Origin of the sequence: Myxococcus sp. MISCRS1, from assembly GCF_026626605.1 — a bacterium.
GTDB classification, from domain to species: Bacteria; Myxococcota; Myxococcia; order Myxococcales; family Myxococcaceae; genus Myxococcus; species Myxococcus fulvus.
Genome location: NZ_JAPNKB010000001.1, coordinates 3,481,843 through 3,496,029, shown reverse-complemented (window position 1 = coordinate 3,496,029; position 14,187 = coordinate 3,481,843). Strand labels below are relative to the sequence as shown.

The window sequence follows — 14,187 nt, the reverse complement described above, 5'->3', positions numbered from 1 at the left end:
ACGACGCTGCCATGAAGACCCAAGCCCGACTGCTGTCGCTCGCGCTGCTCGCCCTCGCCGCCGCCTGCTCCTCCAAGGGTGATGACAAGGAGGACGCCGGCACCGTGGCGGTGGTGGATGTCTGCAACAGCCGCGAGGAGGCGCTGACGCTGGACGAGTGCGAGCTCAAGCCCGGTGAGACGCTGGAGCGCTTCCTGGCGAAGGAGGGCCCGCAGCGCGAGGGTGACCAGGACTGGTACCGCATCGTGCTGCCCGCCAACACCACCGCGCGCACGCTGCTCAACCTCAACGGCGTCTACGTGGCCTCCAGCACCGCGGTGCAGCTGTCGCTCACCGTGCTGGAGACGCTGCCGGACGGCAAGGAGGCGGCGCTCGCGAAGAAGGACGACAAGCACGGCCAGGGCGCGCCCAAGCCGGTGGACATGGTGCTGCCCCTGCGCGCGGACCTGGCGGGCAAGACGCTGCTGGTGCTGGTGCAGGACTCGCCGGACGTCGTCTCCCAGCCCAAGTTCGATGCGCGCAGCCCCTACCGGCTGACGGCGCGAATCACCGAGAACCCGGACACCAACGAGCCCAACGACGCCATGGCGGCCGCCACGCCGGTGGCGCTGACGTCGGCGGGCGGGGGGCTCACGGGCACGGCCACCGGCTACCTGGCCACGGACAACGACGTGGACCGCTTCACCTTCGACGTGCCGCAGGGGAAGGTCCTCTACGTGGGCCTCACCGCGCCGGACCAGGGCTTCGTGCCCAACTGGCGGCTGTCGTACCAGCTCTTGCGTCCCGGCTTCCTCGTGAAGGAGGAGAAGGAGGACGAGGACCAGGTGCGCCCGAGCGTGCGCCCCGGCGTGCTGGCCACGGCGCGCAAGGTGAAGGAGGCGAAGTACGGCGGCAAGTGGATGCTGGTGGTGCGCGGCTACCGTGGCATCAGCGACCGGGACACCGCGTCGGGTGACATCCAGCAGGCCTATCAGGTGGACGTCCGGGTGCTGGACGAGGCCGACGCACAGGACTCGCGGGTGGTGGACGGCGTGGTCGTGGGCAACGACAAGGTGGCGGACGCGCTGGCGCGCGGGCTGACCGCTCCGGCGCAGGACCTGGCCACGACGATTCCCTCGGGCGCGACGACGACCTTCACGGGGCGCCTGGGCTACATCGGCGACGAGGACTGGTACGAGGTGAGGCTGCCCGCCACCGCCGCGCCCACGCGGCTGCACTACCACCTGGTCCCCAAGAGCGAGGGGGGCCGCTTCCCGCCGCTGCCGGACATCCCGGACCGTCAGGTGCTCGTCTTCACGCTGGTGTCCAAGGGCGCCACCATCGAGGACTGGCGCACCGCGTGCGTCAACGACAGCACCGAGTGCCCCAAGGGCTACGGGGAGAACCCGGACATCGCCCCGCTGGTGCAGGACTACTGCCGGCGCACGGACTTGCCGGCGCCCATGTGCCTGCACTCGCTGCGCGAGGAGGTGTCGGAGAACCCGCGCTTCGTGAACCTGAGCAACTTCCGGGGCGTCATCCCGGTGCCGGCATTCACCGGGGAGAAGCGCTACCTCTTCAACGTTCAGGACAACGGCGTGGGCTGGGCGGACGACAAGGACTACGACCTGGTGGTGACGTGGCGCGAGGAGGACGCGGACGAGCAGGGGCGCTATTCGGGCGGCGTCGAGCAGGTGGTGACCAAGGCCATGGCCTCCACCACCGCGTTCCCCGCGCCGCCGGACACCGCGGAGTACAGCGTCTCCGGCAGGCTGTCCCACGGCTACGGCCGGCTGCGCAGCGGTGACGACCGGGTGAACGGCCGCGGCGTGCGCGGCCCCATGGACTACGACGCGGTGCCTTCCGACGTGGACTCGTACCTGTTCACGCTTCCCGCCGTGCCCGCGCCGGAGGACCGCGCGTGGCTGGTGCAGTGGGAGGTGGCGAAGTCACCAGACGGTGGCACCGCGCACGGGCTCGCGCTGGATTTGACGTTCTGCGACGGCGACGCCCCGGCGACGCCGGACGCGGGCATCGAGAACTGCGCGGTGGTGCGCGCGGGCAGCCGCAACCAGGGGCTCACGCTGGGCTACCGCTCGGATGCGCTGAGGGCCTGGCACACGCCGGCGGGTGCTTCGGCCAGCACCCTGCAGCCGCTGTACACGCTGGAGGAGCGGCCCAACTCCACCGTCGTCACCCTGGCGCCGTATGCCTGCGGTTGCCTGGAGGGACGCTTCGTGCGCGGCGGGAAGATGCGCGTGGATGTCTCCGCGTCCGAGCGCAACTCCTACGAGCAGGTGGGCTACACGCTGCGCACCGGCTACGCGGACTACCCGCAATCCTATACGCGGGATGGCGGTGTCACCACGCAGTGCCCGGGACCCGCGGATGCGGGCACGGACCCGGATGGCGGCGTGGCTCCGCTGAGTGGTGGCTGTGTCTTCACGCGTCAGCCTTGAGCGTCGTGGGGGGCGGGGGCCCGCCTTCGGGTGGGCGCTCCCGGGCCGTCGTGTCCGGCGGGCGCGGCTCCCACCGGGACAAGGTCTCCCCCCACGCGAGCAAGCCGTGTCTGGCCATGAAGGGGTCGTCCGGAACGACTCGTGCGTCCGCCGTCGGGATGCCGACGCGGTCGGCATGCAAGTCATTGCAACGGGGGCGCTCGCGCGAGGCCGCGGGCAGGGCCTCGTGGCGCAAACCCTGGCGGGCAGTCGACCGCACGGCGCCAGGGTGGATGGGGCGGTCAGGGCCGCCCGTCATCGCTTCGTCCAACGTGTCTCAGGGAGGCGCGATGCCCAGCCCGTTGAGCGTGATGCTCTTCTCGGGGAGGTTCGCCGCGTTCGACTTGATGACCAGCGCGCCCTGATACTGCTGGGCCTCGCGGGGGCGGAACGCCACCTCGACGAAGAAGCGCTCCTTGGACTTCACCTGGAAGGCCTCCTGGGGATTGAGGTCCTGGCCGTCCTTGGAGACCTTCATCGTGAAGACATTCGGACCGGAGAGGGCGATGCTGGAGACATCCAGCGTATCCTCGCCCATGTTCTTCACCTGGACGGAGTTGAAGCCCGTGGTTCCGACGTAGGTTCCGGAGCGGAACTCCTGGTCGAAAGCCATCTCGTCGCGGTCCGAGATGAGCTGCGGGGCCTTGGGGATTTCCTCGGCGCCTTCGCCGCAGGCGGCGAGTGAGAAGAAGAGAATGGGGAGCCACGGGGTGTGCAGTCGCATGGACGTTCACTCCTCGCTAGAGGGTCGATGATGATGAATGTTGTAACAGTGTTCTGTCGTAAGGCCCAGAGCGTCGGTGCATTCCTGCTCACGTTGCTGGCGGTGGGATGCGGAGACACTCGCGACGACTTCATCGGTCCGCGTGTGAAGGATGTGTGTGATGAGTCATGGCCCGTGTGTGGCCGCGTCGCCGGCTGCATCCTGGGCGAGGAAGGCTATTCGGAGGGTCGCTTCCCCGGCCGCAGCCAGTTCATCGTCCAGGTGCCGGAGGCGTCTCACATCAAGGTGAGCTTCTACCTGGATGAGGTCACCGCGGCGGGCGAGGAGACGGTGGTCATCTTCCACGAGGAGGGCTGTCGGGCGCGCATCCGGACCGCGGCGGACGGCCGCGCGGTGCTCGACTCGATGGAGAAGTTCAGCGTCTTCACGCGCGAGGCGGAACTCACCGGCGTGGGAGACCACCTCATCGAGTTCGAGTCCGACATGCAGGCGCGCTACGCCGTGAAGGTGGACGTGACGCCCCTGCGCAATCGCTAGCCGCCGGAGGAGACGCCTTGCTTCAGCGTGCGCACCAGGTGGCTGGCCACCCGGAAGCTGTTGGCGGCGATGGTCAGCGTGGAGGGCACGCTGCCGCCGGTGGGCATGAAGCTGCCGTCCACGACGTAGAGGTTGTCCACCTCGTGCGCGCGGCAGTTCCGGTCCAGCACGGACTCGGCCGGGTCGTCGCCGAAGCGGCAGGTGCCGTGCTGGAGGATGGTCGTCTCGCCGGCGACGCTCTTGCGCTCGAGCGAGTCCGGCTCCAGCCGCAAGAGCACCTCCTCGCCGCGCTCGACCAGGAAGCGCGTCGCCGCCAGGTCCATGGGGTGGCGCTCCACGGTGATGGCGGCCACGGGGATGCCGTGCTTGTCCTTCACGTCGCCCTCCACGCTCACGTAGCTGCCCTGCGTGGGGAGGTACTCCGCGTAGACCTCGAACAGCAGGACGCGCGAGTCGCGGTACGCGCGCATGCGGTCCTTGAGCTCCTTGCCGAAGACGGCGGACGCGCCGCTGCCCGCCAGCCCCGACGCCGCGTGGATGGGATTGGGGTGCGTCCACATGAAGCCCAGGGTGCCGCCCTTGCGGAAGCCGAAGCGCGCGTCGGGCATCAGGTAGAAGTCCTGGAGGCTGCGGTTGACGAAGGGCCCAGGGTCCTTCAGCCACGGGCGCCTTTCCGCCTGCTTCGACTGCCGGAACGTCGCCTGGGACTCACCGAAGGAGCTGAAGATGAGGTTCCGCCCCACCAGGCCGTTGCCGTTGGCCAGGCCCCGCGTGAAGCGCCTGGACGTGGAGTTGAGCAGGAGCCGCGCGCTCTCCACCGCGGTGGCGGACACGACGACGACCTTGGCGGGCTGCTCCTGGGCCACGCCGTCCGCGTCCAGGTAGACGACGCTCTTGGCGCGCCCCTTCTTGTCCACCTCCACCGTGCGCGCCATGCAGCCGGGGCGCACCTGGACGTTGCCGGTGGCGACGGCGGCGGGGATGAGGCTGGCGTTGGTGCCGCTCTTGGCGCCCATCTCGCAGCCGTAGCTGCCGCACAGCGCGCAGTACGCGCACGGCGCGCGGCCCTTGTACGGGCGGCTGATGATGCCGCGCGCGGTGGGAATCGAGTGCCAGCCCATGGCCTGGCAGACCTTGTCGATTTCCGACGCCACCGGGTGCACGTCCAGCGGGGGCAGCGGAAAGGGGCCGCTCCGGGGCTCGGCGAAGGGGTGGGGCACGGCCTGTCCGGACACGCCCAGCTCCGCCTCGGCCTTGTCGTAGAAGGGCGCCAGCTCCTCGTAGGAGATGGGCCAGTCGGCGAGCGTGCTGCCCGGCACCGCGCCCAGCGTGGTGCGCAGCCGGAAGTCCACCGGCTTGAGGCGGTAGAAGAAGCCGCTCATGTGCACGGTGCCGCCGCCCACGCAGTTGGCGGTCCACGCCGCGGTGCTGCGCTCGTACTTCCCTTGGGCGCCCTTGCGCACCAGGTGCGGCTCCTCCCAGGGCAGCGGCATGAAGAAGTTGCGGCGGCTGTTGAGGATTTCGTCGTGGACGAAGTCCTGCGGCCGGTAGTGCGGCCCCTTCTCCAGCACCACCACCTTGAAGCCCGCGCGGCCCAGCTCCAGCGCCATGGGCGCGCCGCCCGCGCCGCTGCCGATGATGCAGACATCCACCGGGGGCAGGCTCACTTGTGAACCCCGCACTCGCGCAGGCACTTCGGGCCGTCGTAGCCCTCGGGGGGCGCCATCGCCACGGTGCCCACCGTGTCGAAGCCCATCAGCCTCCAGCCCACCTTGCCCTTGTTGCCGCCGTAGGACGGGTCTCCCAGGAAGCCCTCCAGCGTCAGCACGGTGAGCAGCTCCAGGAAGTGCGCCTCGCCGCTCCTGGGCGGGCTGTCCTTGAAGAGCGTGAGCAGCTCGTCCTGCTGCGCGGGCGTGAGCGACGCGAAGCCCTTCTGGAACATTCGCTGCGAGCGGTGCTCCAGCGCGGCCAGCCCCGACATGAAGTCCTCGCGCATGGGCTGCATCGAGGGTGTCTGGAGGATGCGGTCGATGTAGACGGGCACGTCCGCGTCGAGCGCGCCCGGGTCCTCGTCCTTGGGGAGGATGCGCTCGGTGGCGGCGGCCACGACGGCGAACTCGAAGGCGGAGAAGGTGTGCGTCTGCCGCCCTCCGGAGGTGGTGCCCAGCGGGCCGGGGTCCTTCGCGGGCTTGGGCTCCTCGGAGGAGCGCTTGCAGGCCAGGGGCCCCAGCAACACCACGCCTCCGCCGAGGAAGCTCAGCCGCTGGATGAAGGAGCGCCGGGTCAGGCGCCGACGAGCAGGACGCGCACGGGACATAGGCGCGGAAGCGTAACCCAGCGGGGGCGTGCCTGGCGCGTGTCTGGATGCGCGCTGCTCGTCTGCTCCCTCGGGTGCGTGGGTGAACTAGGATGCGACGCAACGTTGTGCACGGCCGGAAACGCAAGGAGACCAAGATGAGACGTCATGCCTGGGCACTGGGATTGGCGCTGGCGATGGGCTGCGGCAAGGACTCGAAGCCGGACAACCCGGACGCGGGCCGGCCGGATGGCGGCGGGGGAACGACGGAGACCTTCACCAAGCTGGAGGTGGACGCGGACGCGAGCGAGTTCAATCCCATCTCCAACATCGCCATGGCGGTGGGGCCGAACGACCGCATCGGCATGGTGTACTTCGTGAACAACGGGACGGCGACGGGGAGCGAGACGAACTACGACCTGCGCTACCGCGAGTTCGACGCGGGCGTGCTCGGGCCCGTGGAGAAGATTGCCACCGTGCAGCGGGTGTACGGCGTGTCGGTGGCCTTCGGCGCGAACGGCCAGCCGGCGGTGTCGTACCTGGGCGGCGGACGCGACAACTCCACGTTCTGGCTGCAGAGCGACCTGGCGGTGTCCTACCGCTCGGCGGCGGGCGTGTGGACGGAGAGCATCGTCGCCACGCGCTCCAACGCGGCGGCCATCAACAACCCGCTGAGCGACGTGGGCTTCCTGGTGGGGCTCAACTCGTCCATCGTGTTCTCGGGCAGCCAGGCGCTCATCGCGTATCGCGACGGGCACAACGGCAACTTCGGGCGCCAGGACTGGGAGTCGGCGGACCTGGAGCTGGCGAGCGGCGGTCCCCCGTCCAGCTGGGCGTTCCGCATGGTGGCGGCGTCGGGTGACACCAAGGCGGGCTACGGCGGACACATCGGGCTCATCATGGCGGGCGCGCAGCCGGCGGTGGTGCACGACTACGTGAAGGAGGGCGCGCAGGCGACGGGCGCCGGAATCGTGTTCCAGCGGCGCGCCGCGGATGGCGTGGCGTGGAGCGCTCCGGTGGAGGTCGCCACGGCGGAGAGCATCGGCAACACGCAGCTGGGGCCCTCCATGGCGTTCGACCCGGAGCAGGGCTTCGGCATCGCCGTGCAGAACCGCGGCTCCTCGTCCCGCGGCGACGTGCTGCTGTACCTGGACTGCCCGAGCCCCACCGCGACGAGCTGCAACACGAAGGGGGAGTGGTCCACGCCGGACCCGGTGTTCGGCCGTGGCACGGGTGGCTGGTATCCGTCGCTCGCGTTCGACCCCATCAACCACGAGCCCTCCATCGCGCACTACTTCTGCTCGTCGGAGTCGGGGAACAACGACACGGGCTGCAACCCGACGGAGGACCGGCTCCTCATCAGCACGCGCATCGGCGGCATCTGGCGTGAGACGGTGGTGGACGAGGACGGCGCGTGGTCTCCAAAGCTCGCGTACCTGTCCACGGGCAAGCGCGTGGTGCTGTACCGCCTGCCGGTGATGGCGCCGTCCAAGAAGGGTGTCCTGCGTCTGGCGGTGGAGCAATGAGGAGCGCGGTCCGCGCCCTCGCGGCGCTGACGCTCTCGGGTGTGGTCTCGGGCGCGGGGATGCTCGCGTGCGCGCGTCCGGACAATTCATTGTCCGGCAGCGTGTCGGAGCTGTTCCCGCTCGAGGTGTCGCGGGTGGAGATCCTCCGCAACGCGGAGGCGCTGCAGGTGAGCTACTTCCGCAACAACGACCTGGACGTGGACCTGGTGGTGCGGCTCACCGTGTCCACGGAGGGGTTGGACCTGCGGCCTGGCGCGAAGGTGAACCTGGCGGGCACGACGCCGTCGGGCGTGGCGCGCGCCACGGTGGTGCACCTCAACGCGGGCGAGCCGGCGCGTGTCTTCGCGCCGGTGGAGAAGGGGGACCTGCAACTGGAGTCGGGAGGCAACCCCGGCGAGCAGACGCGCGGGGACTTCTCCATGTCCTTCAAGAAGGGCGAGGGCTACGGCGCCGGTCGCAGCCTGGAGGGGACGTTCTCCTCCGAGGCGCGCGACGCGGGCTTCGGGCCGGAAGAGGGCGAGCCGCTCGACGCGGGTACGCCTCCGTAGGACCGAGGCGGAGGCGACGCCCGGAGGCTCGGGCGTCGCCTCGCGCGAGGGGCGCGGTCCGCTCGCGCGTCTCAAGTCGGCGCGTCGGCCCCGAGGAGCGCCGCCGCCGCGCCAGCGCCTGGCGCGAACCCTCCGCGCGTCTCGGGGTCGGCGCGTCGGCCCTGAGGAGCGCCGCCGCCGCGCCAGCGCCTGGCGCGAGCCCTCCGTCAGCGTGCGGGAGGGCCCGCCGGGCGCGCTGCTCGCGGAGCCCCGTCAGTGCGCCGCGCAGGTGTTGAGCGCGAGCCCCTGGGACACGCGGGCCTGGTCCACGGTGTGGCGGGCGAGCGCCGTGGCGCCGCCCTCCTCGTAGATGCGCCGCGCGAGCGCCAGGGCCTCGCTGGCGTGCACCGTCAGCGTCTGGCCCGCGGCGTCCGTCACCGCCACCGTGCCGTCCGCGGCGCCCTCGGCGCGGACCAGCAGGGCGCCCGCGTCGTCGCGCACCGCCATGCCGTTCTCCAGCGGCTCGAAGTGGCGGATGACGGGCTCCTGGCCCTCGCGCTCCAGCTCCAGCCGCATCACGCCGCTCTGGGCGTCGCGCGACATGCGCAGCACGTCCGTGGGGCTCAGGCGCACCACGCGGGTGCCGTCGTCCTCGCCGTCCACGCTGGACACGGGGTTGTTGCCGCTCCAGAACTCGATGCTGTTGATGATGAGCGCGTCGATGAGCGAGCCCAGTTGGTACACGGGCACGATGACGAGCACGAGGAACATCAGCCACTGCACGAACTTCTCGCCCGAGATGTTCTTGTTGAACTGCCAGATTTTCTGCGTGAGCTTGAAACTGCCGAAGCACCCGGTCGCGTGCATCGAGATGAAACCGGCGCACAGCACGGCGAGCCAGGGAGACGGACGCTTCATCGTGAACCCTCCTGGGGGGATGGAAGGACTGCGAAGGCAGACGCACCATGCCACGTCGGTTTTCCCCGGCACACCGTGTTCGTGGCTTCATCCGATGGACAGCACTTCCCAGCCCTCCGAGGTGCGAGGATGCGGGGGATGCCTTCCCCGCGTCTGTCATCGAAAGCCTTCGTCGCGTGGCTCCTGTCCCTGCCGGTGCACGCCGCCGAGCCCGTCGACGCCGAGACGCGCGCACAGCCCCGTGAGGCCGATGCGCCACCCGCCGCGCTCGTGTGTCTGGCCCGGTGGTATCCGGCGCTCACGCCCGTGCGACTCGACTCGGGCTGGGGCTTCTTGCTGCCCGACGGACGCTCCTTCCCGTTCGACGACGGACAGACGAAGTCGTTCGCCCGCAAGCTGGAGGCCCCGGACCTGGAGGACACGCTGTCCATTCCCTATCGAAAGGGGCCCATCACCCCGGTGACCCGCGAGGACGAAGACCCCGGGCGCATCCGCTTCGAGCCGCTGTTCGAGGCCACCTACGGCGCTGCCCGGGAGCAGGTGGACGTCATCCCCATCGACTTCCTGGGCCAGCGCTTGAAGGTGAACCGCAAGGTGGCGCCCGCCTTCGAGCGCGTCAGCGCCCGGCTGGCGTCACTCGTGGCGAAGCAGGCCTCGCTCAAGCCCTATCTCCAGGGCGTGGGCGGCACGTTCGTCTGGCGCAACATCGCCAACACGAACCGACGCAGCGCCCACGCGTACGGCGTCTCCATCGACCTCAACGTCGCGCGCTCGCACTACTGGGAATGGCAGAAGCCCCGCAATCCCGTGCGCTGGCGCAACTCCATCCCCCAGGCCCTCGTGGACGCGTTCGAGGCGGAGGGCTTCATCTGGGGAGGCCGCTGGTACCACTACGACACGATGCACTTCGAGTACCGGCCGGAGCTGCTCGACGCCGCGTGTGCTCCGGCCCGGTGACGAGGTCAGTCGCCCTCGCTCTGCACCAGCCCGTACTTGTGCAGCAGCGAGTAGAGGTGCTTGCGGTCCAGCTCCGCCTCGCGAGCGGCGCGGGCGATGTTGCCCTTGGCGCGGCCCAGCAGGCGCGTGAGGTACTCGCGCTCGAAGGCGCGGATGAGCTCGTCCTTGCACACCTTGAACGGGCCGGTGAACTCGGCGGGCAGGAAGTCGCCGGCGGGGGCGGGGGCCTCGCGGGTGAACTCGCGCAGCAGCGCGTCCCCGGCCAGCTCCGGGATGTCCACCATGTGCCGCGCGCGCTCGAGCGCGTTGCGCAGCTCGCGCACGTTGCCCGGCCAGGTGTGTCCGTTGAACTGCTCGCGAATCTTCTCCGGCAGCCGCAGCCACAGGCCCTCGCCCGCGAAGGCGTCCACCAGCAGGGGGATGTCCTCCTTGCGGTCTCTCAAGGGCGGCAGGCTGACGGTGAACACGGAGAGGCGGAAGTAGAGGTCCTCGCGGAAGCGGCCCGCCTGCGTCTCGGCCCAGAGGTCCTTCTTGCTCGCGACGACGATGCGCGCGTCGAACGAGATGGGCGTGGAGGCGCCGAGCCGACGGAACTCGCGGTCCTCAATCGCGCGCAACAGCTTGGGCTGGAGGTCCAGCGCCAGGTCGTCGATTTCGTCGAGGAACAGCGTGCCGCCGTTGGCGCGCTCCAGACAGCCGATGCGCTGGCTGACGGCGCCGGTGAAGGCGCCCTTCTCGTGGCCGAACAGCTCGCTCTCGATGAGCGAGTCGGAGACGCTGGCGCAGTCAAAGACGACGAGCGGCCCGGGCGCGCGCGGGCTCAACTTGTGGATGGCCTTGGCGGCGGCGCCCTTGCCGGAGCCCGTCTCACCCACGAGCAACAGCGTCGAGTCCGTGGGGGCGATGCGCTGGAGCAGGGCGAAGATCTGCCGCATCGGCAGGCTGCGGCCCACCAGATCTCCCAGCCGGTCCTCCAGCGTGGGCTCCACCTGCACGGGGGCCAGCTGGGGGCTGAAGCGCAGGCGGACATCGCCCACCTCGAGCAGCGCGCCGGGCCGCAGGTACGCCTCGCGCACCTGGGCGCCGTCCAGGAAGGTGCCGTTGGTGGAGCCCAGGTCCTGGACGAGGAAGCGGTCACCCTGGCGGCGCACCACCAGGTGGTTGCGGCTCACCGTGGGGTGGTCGATGACGACGTCGTTGTCGGCCGCTTTGCCGACGCGCAGCGCTTCGTTGGCGAGCGGAAAGACGGTGCCGGCGCGCTCGGTGTCGAGGAGGACGAGGTGGAATTGCTGCGCGGAGAGTCGCTCACCCTGGCCTCGCGCGTTGATGACGGTGTGCGAGGGGATGGGGGCTGGGGGCAGAGGGGGCATGACCGGGCGGGGATTCTAGACGGCTTCTCGTCGCGAGGTGACTTCCTGTCGGGTGGGGTTCAGGCCGCCCTCCAGGCGACCGGGCATGGTTGGAGCCCCAGGGGGCCGTGATACGACGGGCCACCCCTATGCGCTCCTCCTCCCTGCTCCTGCTGCTGGCCTCCGCCTGCGCCACCGTGCCGCGGGCTCCCACCCCCACCACCCCCGCCGAGGCGCCCCCCGGGGCCACGCGTGTCTGGAAGCAGACGCGCGCGGTGGTGGTGCGCCACGCCACGGTGCTGCCCGCCTCCGGCCCGGCCATCGAGGACGGCGCGGTGGCCTGGGTGGATGGAAAGCTGACGGCGGTGGGACGCAACGCCGAGGTCACGAGCCCCCCGGGCGCCGAGGAGGTGGACGGCACCGGCCTCTACGTCACCCCGGGCATCATCGACGCCCACAGCCACCTGGGCGTCTATGCGTCGCCCGACTCCTTCTCCAACTCGGACGGCAACGAGGCCACCGCGCCGGTGACGGCGGAGGTCTCCGCGGAGCACTCGTTCTGGCCGCAGGACCCCGGGCTTCGCCGCGCCGCGGCGGGCGGCGTCACGTCCCTGCTGGTGCTGCCGGGCAGCGCCAACCTGATTGGCGGCCGGGGCTTCCCGGTGAAGCTGCACTTCGGCCGCTCGGCGGCGGAGGTGCGCTTCCCGGGGGCGAAGGACTCGCTGAAGATGGCGTGTGGCGAGAACCCCCGGCGCGTCTACGGCGCGGGGCGCAACATGGCGCCCGCCACCCGCATGGCCAACGTGGCCGGCTACCGACAGGCCTTCGCCCAGGCCCGCGACTACATGGCCAAGCGGGACGAGTGGACGAAGAAGAAGGAGAAGAGCCCGGACGAGGCGGGTCCGGAGCCGATGCGTGATTTGAAGCTGGAGACGCTCGCGGAGGTGCTGCGCGGCAACATCCTGGTGCAGAACCACTGCTACCGCGCGGACGAGATGGAGGTGATGCTCCAGGTGGCCCAGGAGGCGGGCTACACCATCCGCGCCTTCCACCACGCGCTGGAGGCCTACAAGGTCCGCGACAGCCTGGCCGCCAAGGGCGTGGCGGTGGCGACGTGGGCGGACTGGTGGGGCTTCAAGCTGGAGGCGTGGGACGGCATCCCGGAGAACGCGGGCCTGCTGTCGCAGGCGGGCGGCAAGGCCGTCATCCACTCGGACTCCGCCTATGGCATCCAGCGGCTGAACCAGGAGGCCGGCAAGGCGATGTGGCGCGCGCGCGAGTCGGGCATCCCGATTCCGGAGGAGGAGGCGCTGCGCTGGGTGACGCTGAACGCCGCGTGGGTGATGGGCGTGGAGGGTGTCACCGGCTCGCTGGAGCCAGGGAAGATGGCGGACGTGGTGCTGTGGAAGGGCCACCCGCTGAGCGTCTACGCGCGGGCCCAGCGGGTGTGGGCGGACGGCGTGGTGACGTTCGACGCGGGCTCGGGCGCGGTGGAGGCGAGCGACTTCGAGGTGGGCGAGATGGCCCAGGGCCCGGCGAAGCTGGTGGCCGCGTCCGCGCCGGTGCCGTCGCTGACCGACTTGGGCCTCACCGAGCGCTGCGACGTGACGAAGACGCGCGAGTGCGCGCAGCCCCTGGCGCTGGGCACCGAGGCCTGCACCGTGTTCCAGGGTGTGACGGCCTTCACGGGCGCCGCCTGGGTGAAGGGCGCCACGGTGGTGGTGAACGGCGGCAAGGTCGCGAGCGTGCGCCAGCAGGGCGAGGGCGGCGCGGTGCCTTCGGGGTGCCGCACGGTGGACGGCAAGGGCCGCGTGCTGACGCCGGGCCTGGTGGATCCGCTCACACAGCTCGGACTGGTGGAGGTGGGCGCGGAGGTGTCGACTCAGGACGACGGGCTGCGCGGCGAGGCGAACAAGCGCGACGTGCGCGCGGCGCTGGTGTCCGCGGAGGACGTCAACCCCGTGTCCGCCGCGTTCGCGGTGGCGCGGTTGGGCGGTGTCACCAGCGCGCTGACGGTGCAGCACGGCGGGCTCATCTCGGGACAGAGCGCGCTCGTGTCGACGGACGGCGCGGTTCGACGCACGCCCCTGGCGATGCACATCCACCTGGGCATCGGCGGGCGGGACGCGGTGTCGGGCTCGCGGGCGCTGGTGCTGGAGCGGCTGCGCGAGGTGCTGTCGGACGCGCGCGAGTATGGCCGGCGCAAGGGTGACTTCGAGCAGCGGCGCATGCGCGACGTGGGCGCGAGCCGGCTGGACCTGGAGGCGCTGCAGCCGGTGCTCGCGGGCAAGCTGCCGGTGGTGATGGTGGCGCAGAAGGCGTCGGACATCCGGGCGGCGCTGACGCTCGCGCGCGAGTACAACCTCAAGCTCGTCATCGCGGGCGCCAGCGAGGCGTGGCTGGTGGCGAAGGAGCTGGCGGACGCGAAGGTGCCGGTGATCCTGCAGCCCACGCAGAACCTGCCCCTGGACTTCGACCGGCTCAACAGCCGGCTGGACGCGTCGGCGCTGCTGGGCGCGGCGGGCGTGAAGGTGCTGTTCTCCGTGCTGGGCGAGCCCGGCATGGTGCGCACGCTGGCGCAGGAGGCGGGCAACGCGGTGGCCTGGGGCCTGCCGCACACCGAGGCGCTCAAGGCGATGACGTCGAACGTCGCGGACGCGCTCGAGCTGCCGGTGGGGCGGCTCGCCCCGGGAGCGACGGCGGACGTGGTGCTGTGGAACGGAGACCCGCTGGAGTCGGCCACGCGGCCTTTGGGCATGTGGCTGGCGGGACGGCAGGTGCCGCTCGTCAGCCGTCAGCAGGCGCTCTTCGAGAAGCACCGCGCGCTGCCCGCGAAGTAGCGCGGGACGTTCGCTGAAATTAACCACGCGGCGACC

Annotated in this window: 11 protein-coding genes; 6 read left to right on the top strand and 5 right to left on the bottom strand. The window is 70.8% G+C overall.

What is annotated here, in order from left to right; all coding sequences use genetic code 11:
- Positions 1-11: 11 nt before the first annotated feature.
- Positions 12-2,438 (top strand): hypothetical protein, encoded by a 2,427-nt coding sequence (locus OWM54_RS13400; protein WP_267697760.1) that lies wholly within the window; start codon positions 12-14, stop codon positions 2,436-2,438.
- A gap of 316 nt (positions 2,439-2,754) precedes the next feature.
- On the opposite strand, the gene OWM54_RS13395 is transcribed toward OWM54_RS13400, so the two are convergent.
- Positions 2,755-3,201, bottom strand: coding sequence for a hypothetical protein (locus tag OWM54_RS13395; RefSeq protein ID WP_223746356.1), 447 nt, complete (start codon positions 3,199-3,201; stop codon positions 2,755-2,757).
- Positions 3,202-3,249: 48 nt separating this feature from the next.
- Between OWM54_RS13395 and OWM54_RS13390 the strand changes: the two genes are divergently transcribed.
- Positions 3,250-3,738 (top strand): hypothetical protein, encoded by a 489-nt coding sequence (locus OWM54_RS13390; protein WP_223746357.1) that lies wholly within the window; start codon positions 3,250-3,252, stop codon positions 3,736-3,738.
- On the opposite strand, the gene OWM54_RS13385 is transcribed toward OWM54_RS13390, so the two are convergent.
- Positions 3,735-5,405, bottom strand: a complete 1,671-nt coding sequence (locus OWM54_RS13385; RefSeq protein WP_267697759.1) for a GMC family oxidoreductase — start codon at positions 5,403-5,405, stop codon at positions 3,735-3,737. The genes OWM54_RS13390 and OWM54_RS13385 overlap by 4 nt on opposite strands.
- On the bottom strand, positions 5,402-6,055 hold the full coding sequence (locus OWM54_RS13380) for a gluconate 2-dehydrogenase subunit 3 family protein (RefSeq protein ID WP_223746359.1): 654 nt from the start codon (positions 6,053-6,055) through the stop codon (positions 5,402-5,404). Before OWM54_RS13380 ends, OWM54_RS13385 begins: the two co-directional genes overlap by 4 nt.
- A 137-nt stretch (positions 6,056-6,192) precedes the next feature.
- On the opposite strand from OWM54_RS13380, the gene OWM54_RS13375 reads away from it, so the two are divergent.
- Positions 6,193-7,560, top strand: coding sequence for a hypothetical protein (locus tag OWM54_RS13375; RefSeq protein WP_223746360.1), 1,368 nt, complete (start codon positions 6,193-6,195; stop codon positions 7,558-7,560).
- The gene (locus OWM54_RS13370) at positions 7,557-8,108 is read left to right on the top strand and encodes a hypothetical protein (protein WP_141328779.1); all 552 of its coding nucleotides are present in this window, start codon (positions 7,557-7,559) and stop codon (positions 8,106-8,108) included. Before OWM54_RS13375 ends, OWM54_RS13370 begins: the two co-directional genes overlap by 4 nt.
- Positions 8,109-8,360: 252 nt before the next feature.
- Here OWM54_RS13370 and OWM54_RS13365 read toward each other — a convergent pair whose 3' ends face one another.
- On the bottom strand, positions 8,361-9,005 hold the full coding sequence (locus OWM54_RS13365; RefSeq protein ID WP_141328777.1) for a DUF3332 domain-containing protein: 645 nt from the start codon (positions 9,003-9,005) through the stop codon (positions 8,361-8,363).
- Between the two features lie 138 nt (positions 9,006-9,143).
- On the opposite strand from OWM54_RS13365, the gene OWM54_RS13360 reads away from it, so the two are divergent.
- Positions 9,144-9,962: a M15 family metallopeptidase gene (locus OWM54_RS13360; protein ID WP_267697758.1), complete on the top strand. Its 819-nt coding sequence runs from the start codon at positions 9,144-9,146 to the stop codon at positions 9,960-9,962.
- A 5-nt stretch (positions 9,963-9,967) separates the two neighbouring features.
- Here the strand turns inward: OWM54_RS13360 and OWM54_RS13355 are convergent, their stop codons facing one another.
- On the bottom strand, positions 9,968-11,332 hold the full coding sequence (locus OWM54_RS13355; protein ID WP_248542174.1) for a sigma 54-interacting transcriptional regulator: 1,365 nt from the start codon (positions 11,330-11,332) through the stop codon (positions 9,968-9,970).
- Positions 11,333-11,460: 128 nt separating this feature from the next.
- Between OWM54_RS13355 and OWM54_RS13350 the strand changes: the two genes are divergently transcribed.
- The gene (locus tag OWM54_RS13350; RefSeq protein WP_267697757.1) at positions 11,461-14,151 is read left to right on the top strand and encodes an amidohydrolase family protein; all 2,691 of its coding nucleotides are present in this window, start codon (positions 11,461-11,463) and stop codon (positions 14,149-14,151) included.
- Positions 14,152-14,187 lie beyond the last annotated feature (36 nt).

Excerpts from the sequence above, each read along its gene's own strand:
- OWM54_RS13400 (WP_267697760.1), top strand. The coding sequence starts at position 12 with ATGAAGACCCAAGCCCGACTGCTGTCGCTCGCGCTGCTCGCCCTCGCC.
- OWM54_RS13395 (WP_223746356.1), bottom strand. The coding sequence starts at position 3,201 with ATGCGACTGCACACCCCGTGGCTCCCCATTCTCTTCTTCTCACTCGCC.
- OWM54_RS13380 (WP_223746359.1), bottom strand. The coding sequence starts at position 6,055 with ATGTCCCGTGCGCGTCCTGCTCGTCGGCGCCTGACCCGGCGCTCCTTC.
- OWM54_RS13375 (WP_223746360.1), top strand. The coding sequence starts at position 6,193 with ATGAGACGTCATGCCTGGGCACTGGGATTGGCGCTGGCGATGGGCTGC.
- OWM54_RS13370 (WP_141328779.1), top strand. The coding sequence starts at position 7,557 with ATGAGGAGCGCGGTCCGCGCCCTCGCGGCGCTGACGCTCTCGGGTGTG.
- OWM54_RS13365 (WP_141328777.1), bottom strand. The coding sequence starts at position 9,005 with ATGAAGCGTCCGTCTCCCTGGCTCGCCGTGCTGTGCGCCGGTTTCATC.
- OWM54_RS13360 (WP_267697758.1), top strand. The coding sequence starts at position 9,144 with ATGCCTTCCCCGCGTCTGTCATCGAAAGCCTTCGTCGCGTGGCTCCTG.
- OWM54_RS13355 (WP_248542174.1), bottom strand. The coding sequence starts at position 11,332 with ATGCCCCCTCTGCCCCCAGCCCCCATCCCCTCGCACACCGTCATCAAC.
- OWM54_RS13350 (WP_267697757.1), top strand. The coding sequence starts at position 11,461 with ATGCGCTCCTCCTCCCTGCTCCTGCTGCTGGCCTCCGCCTGCGCCACC.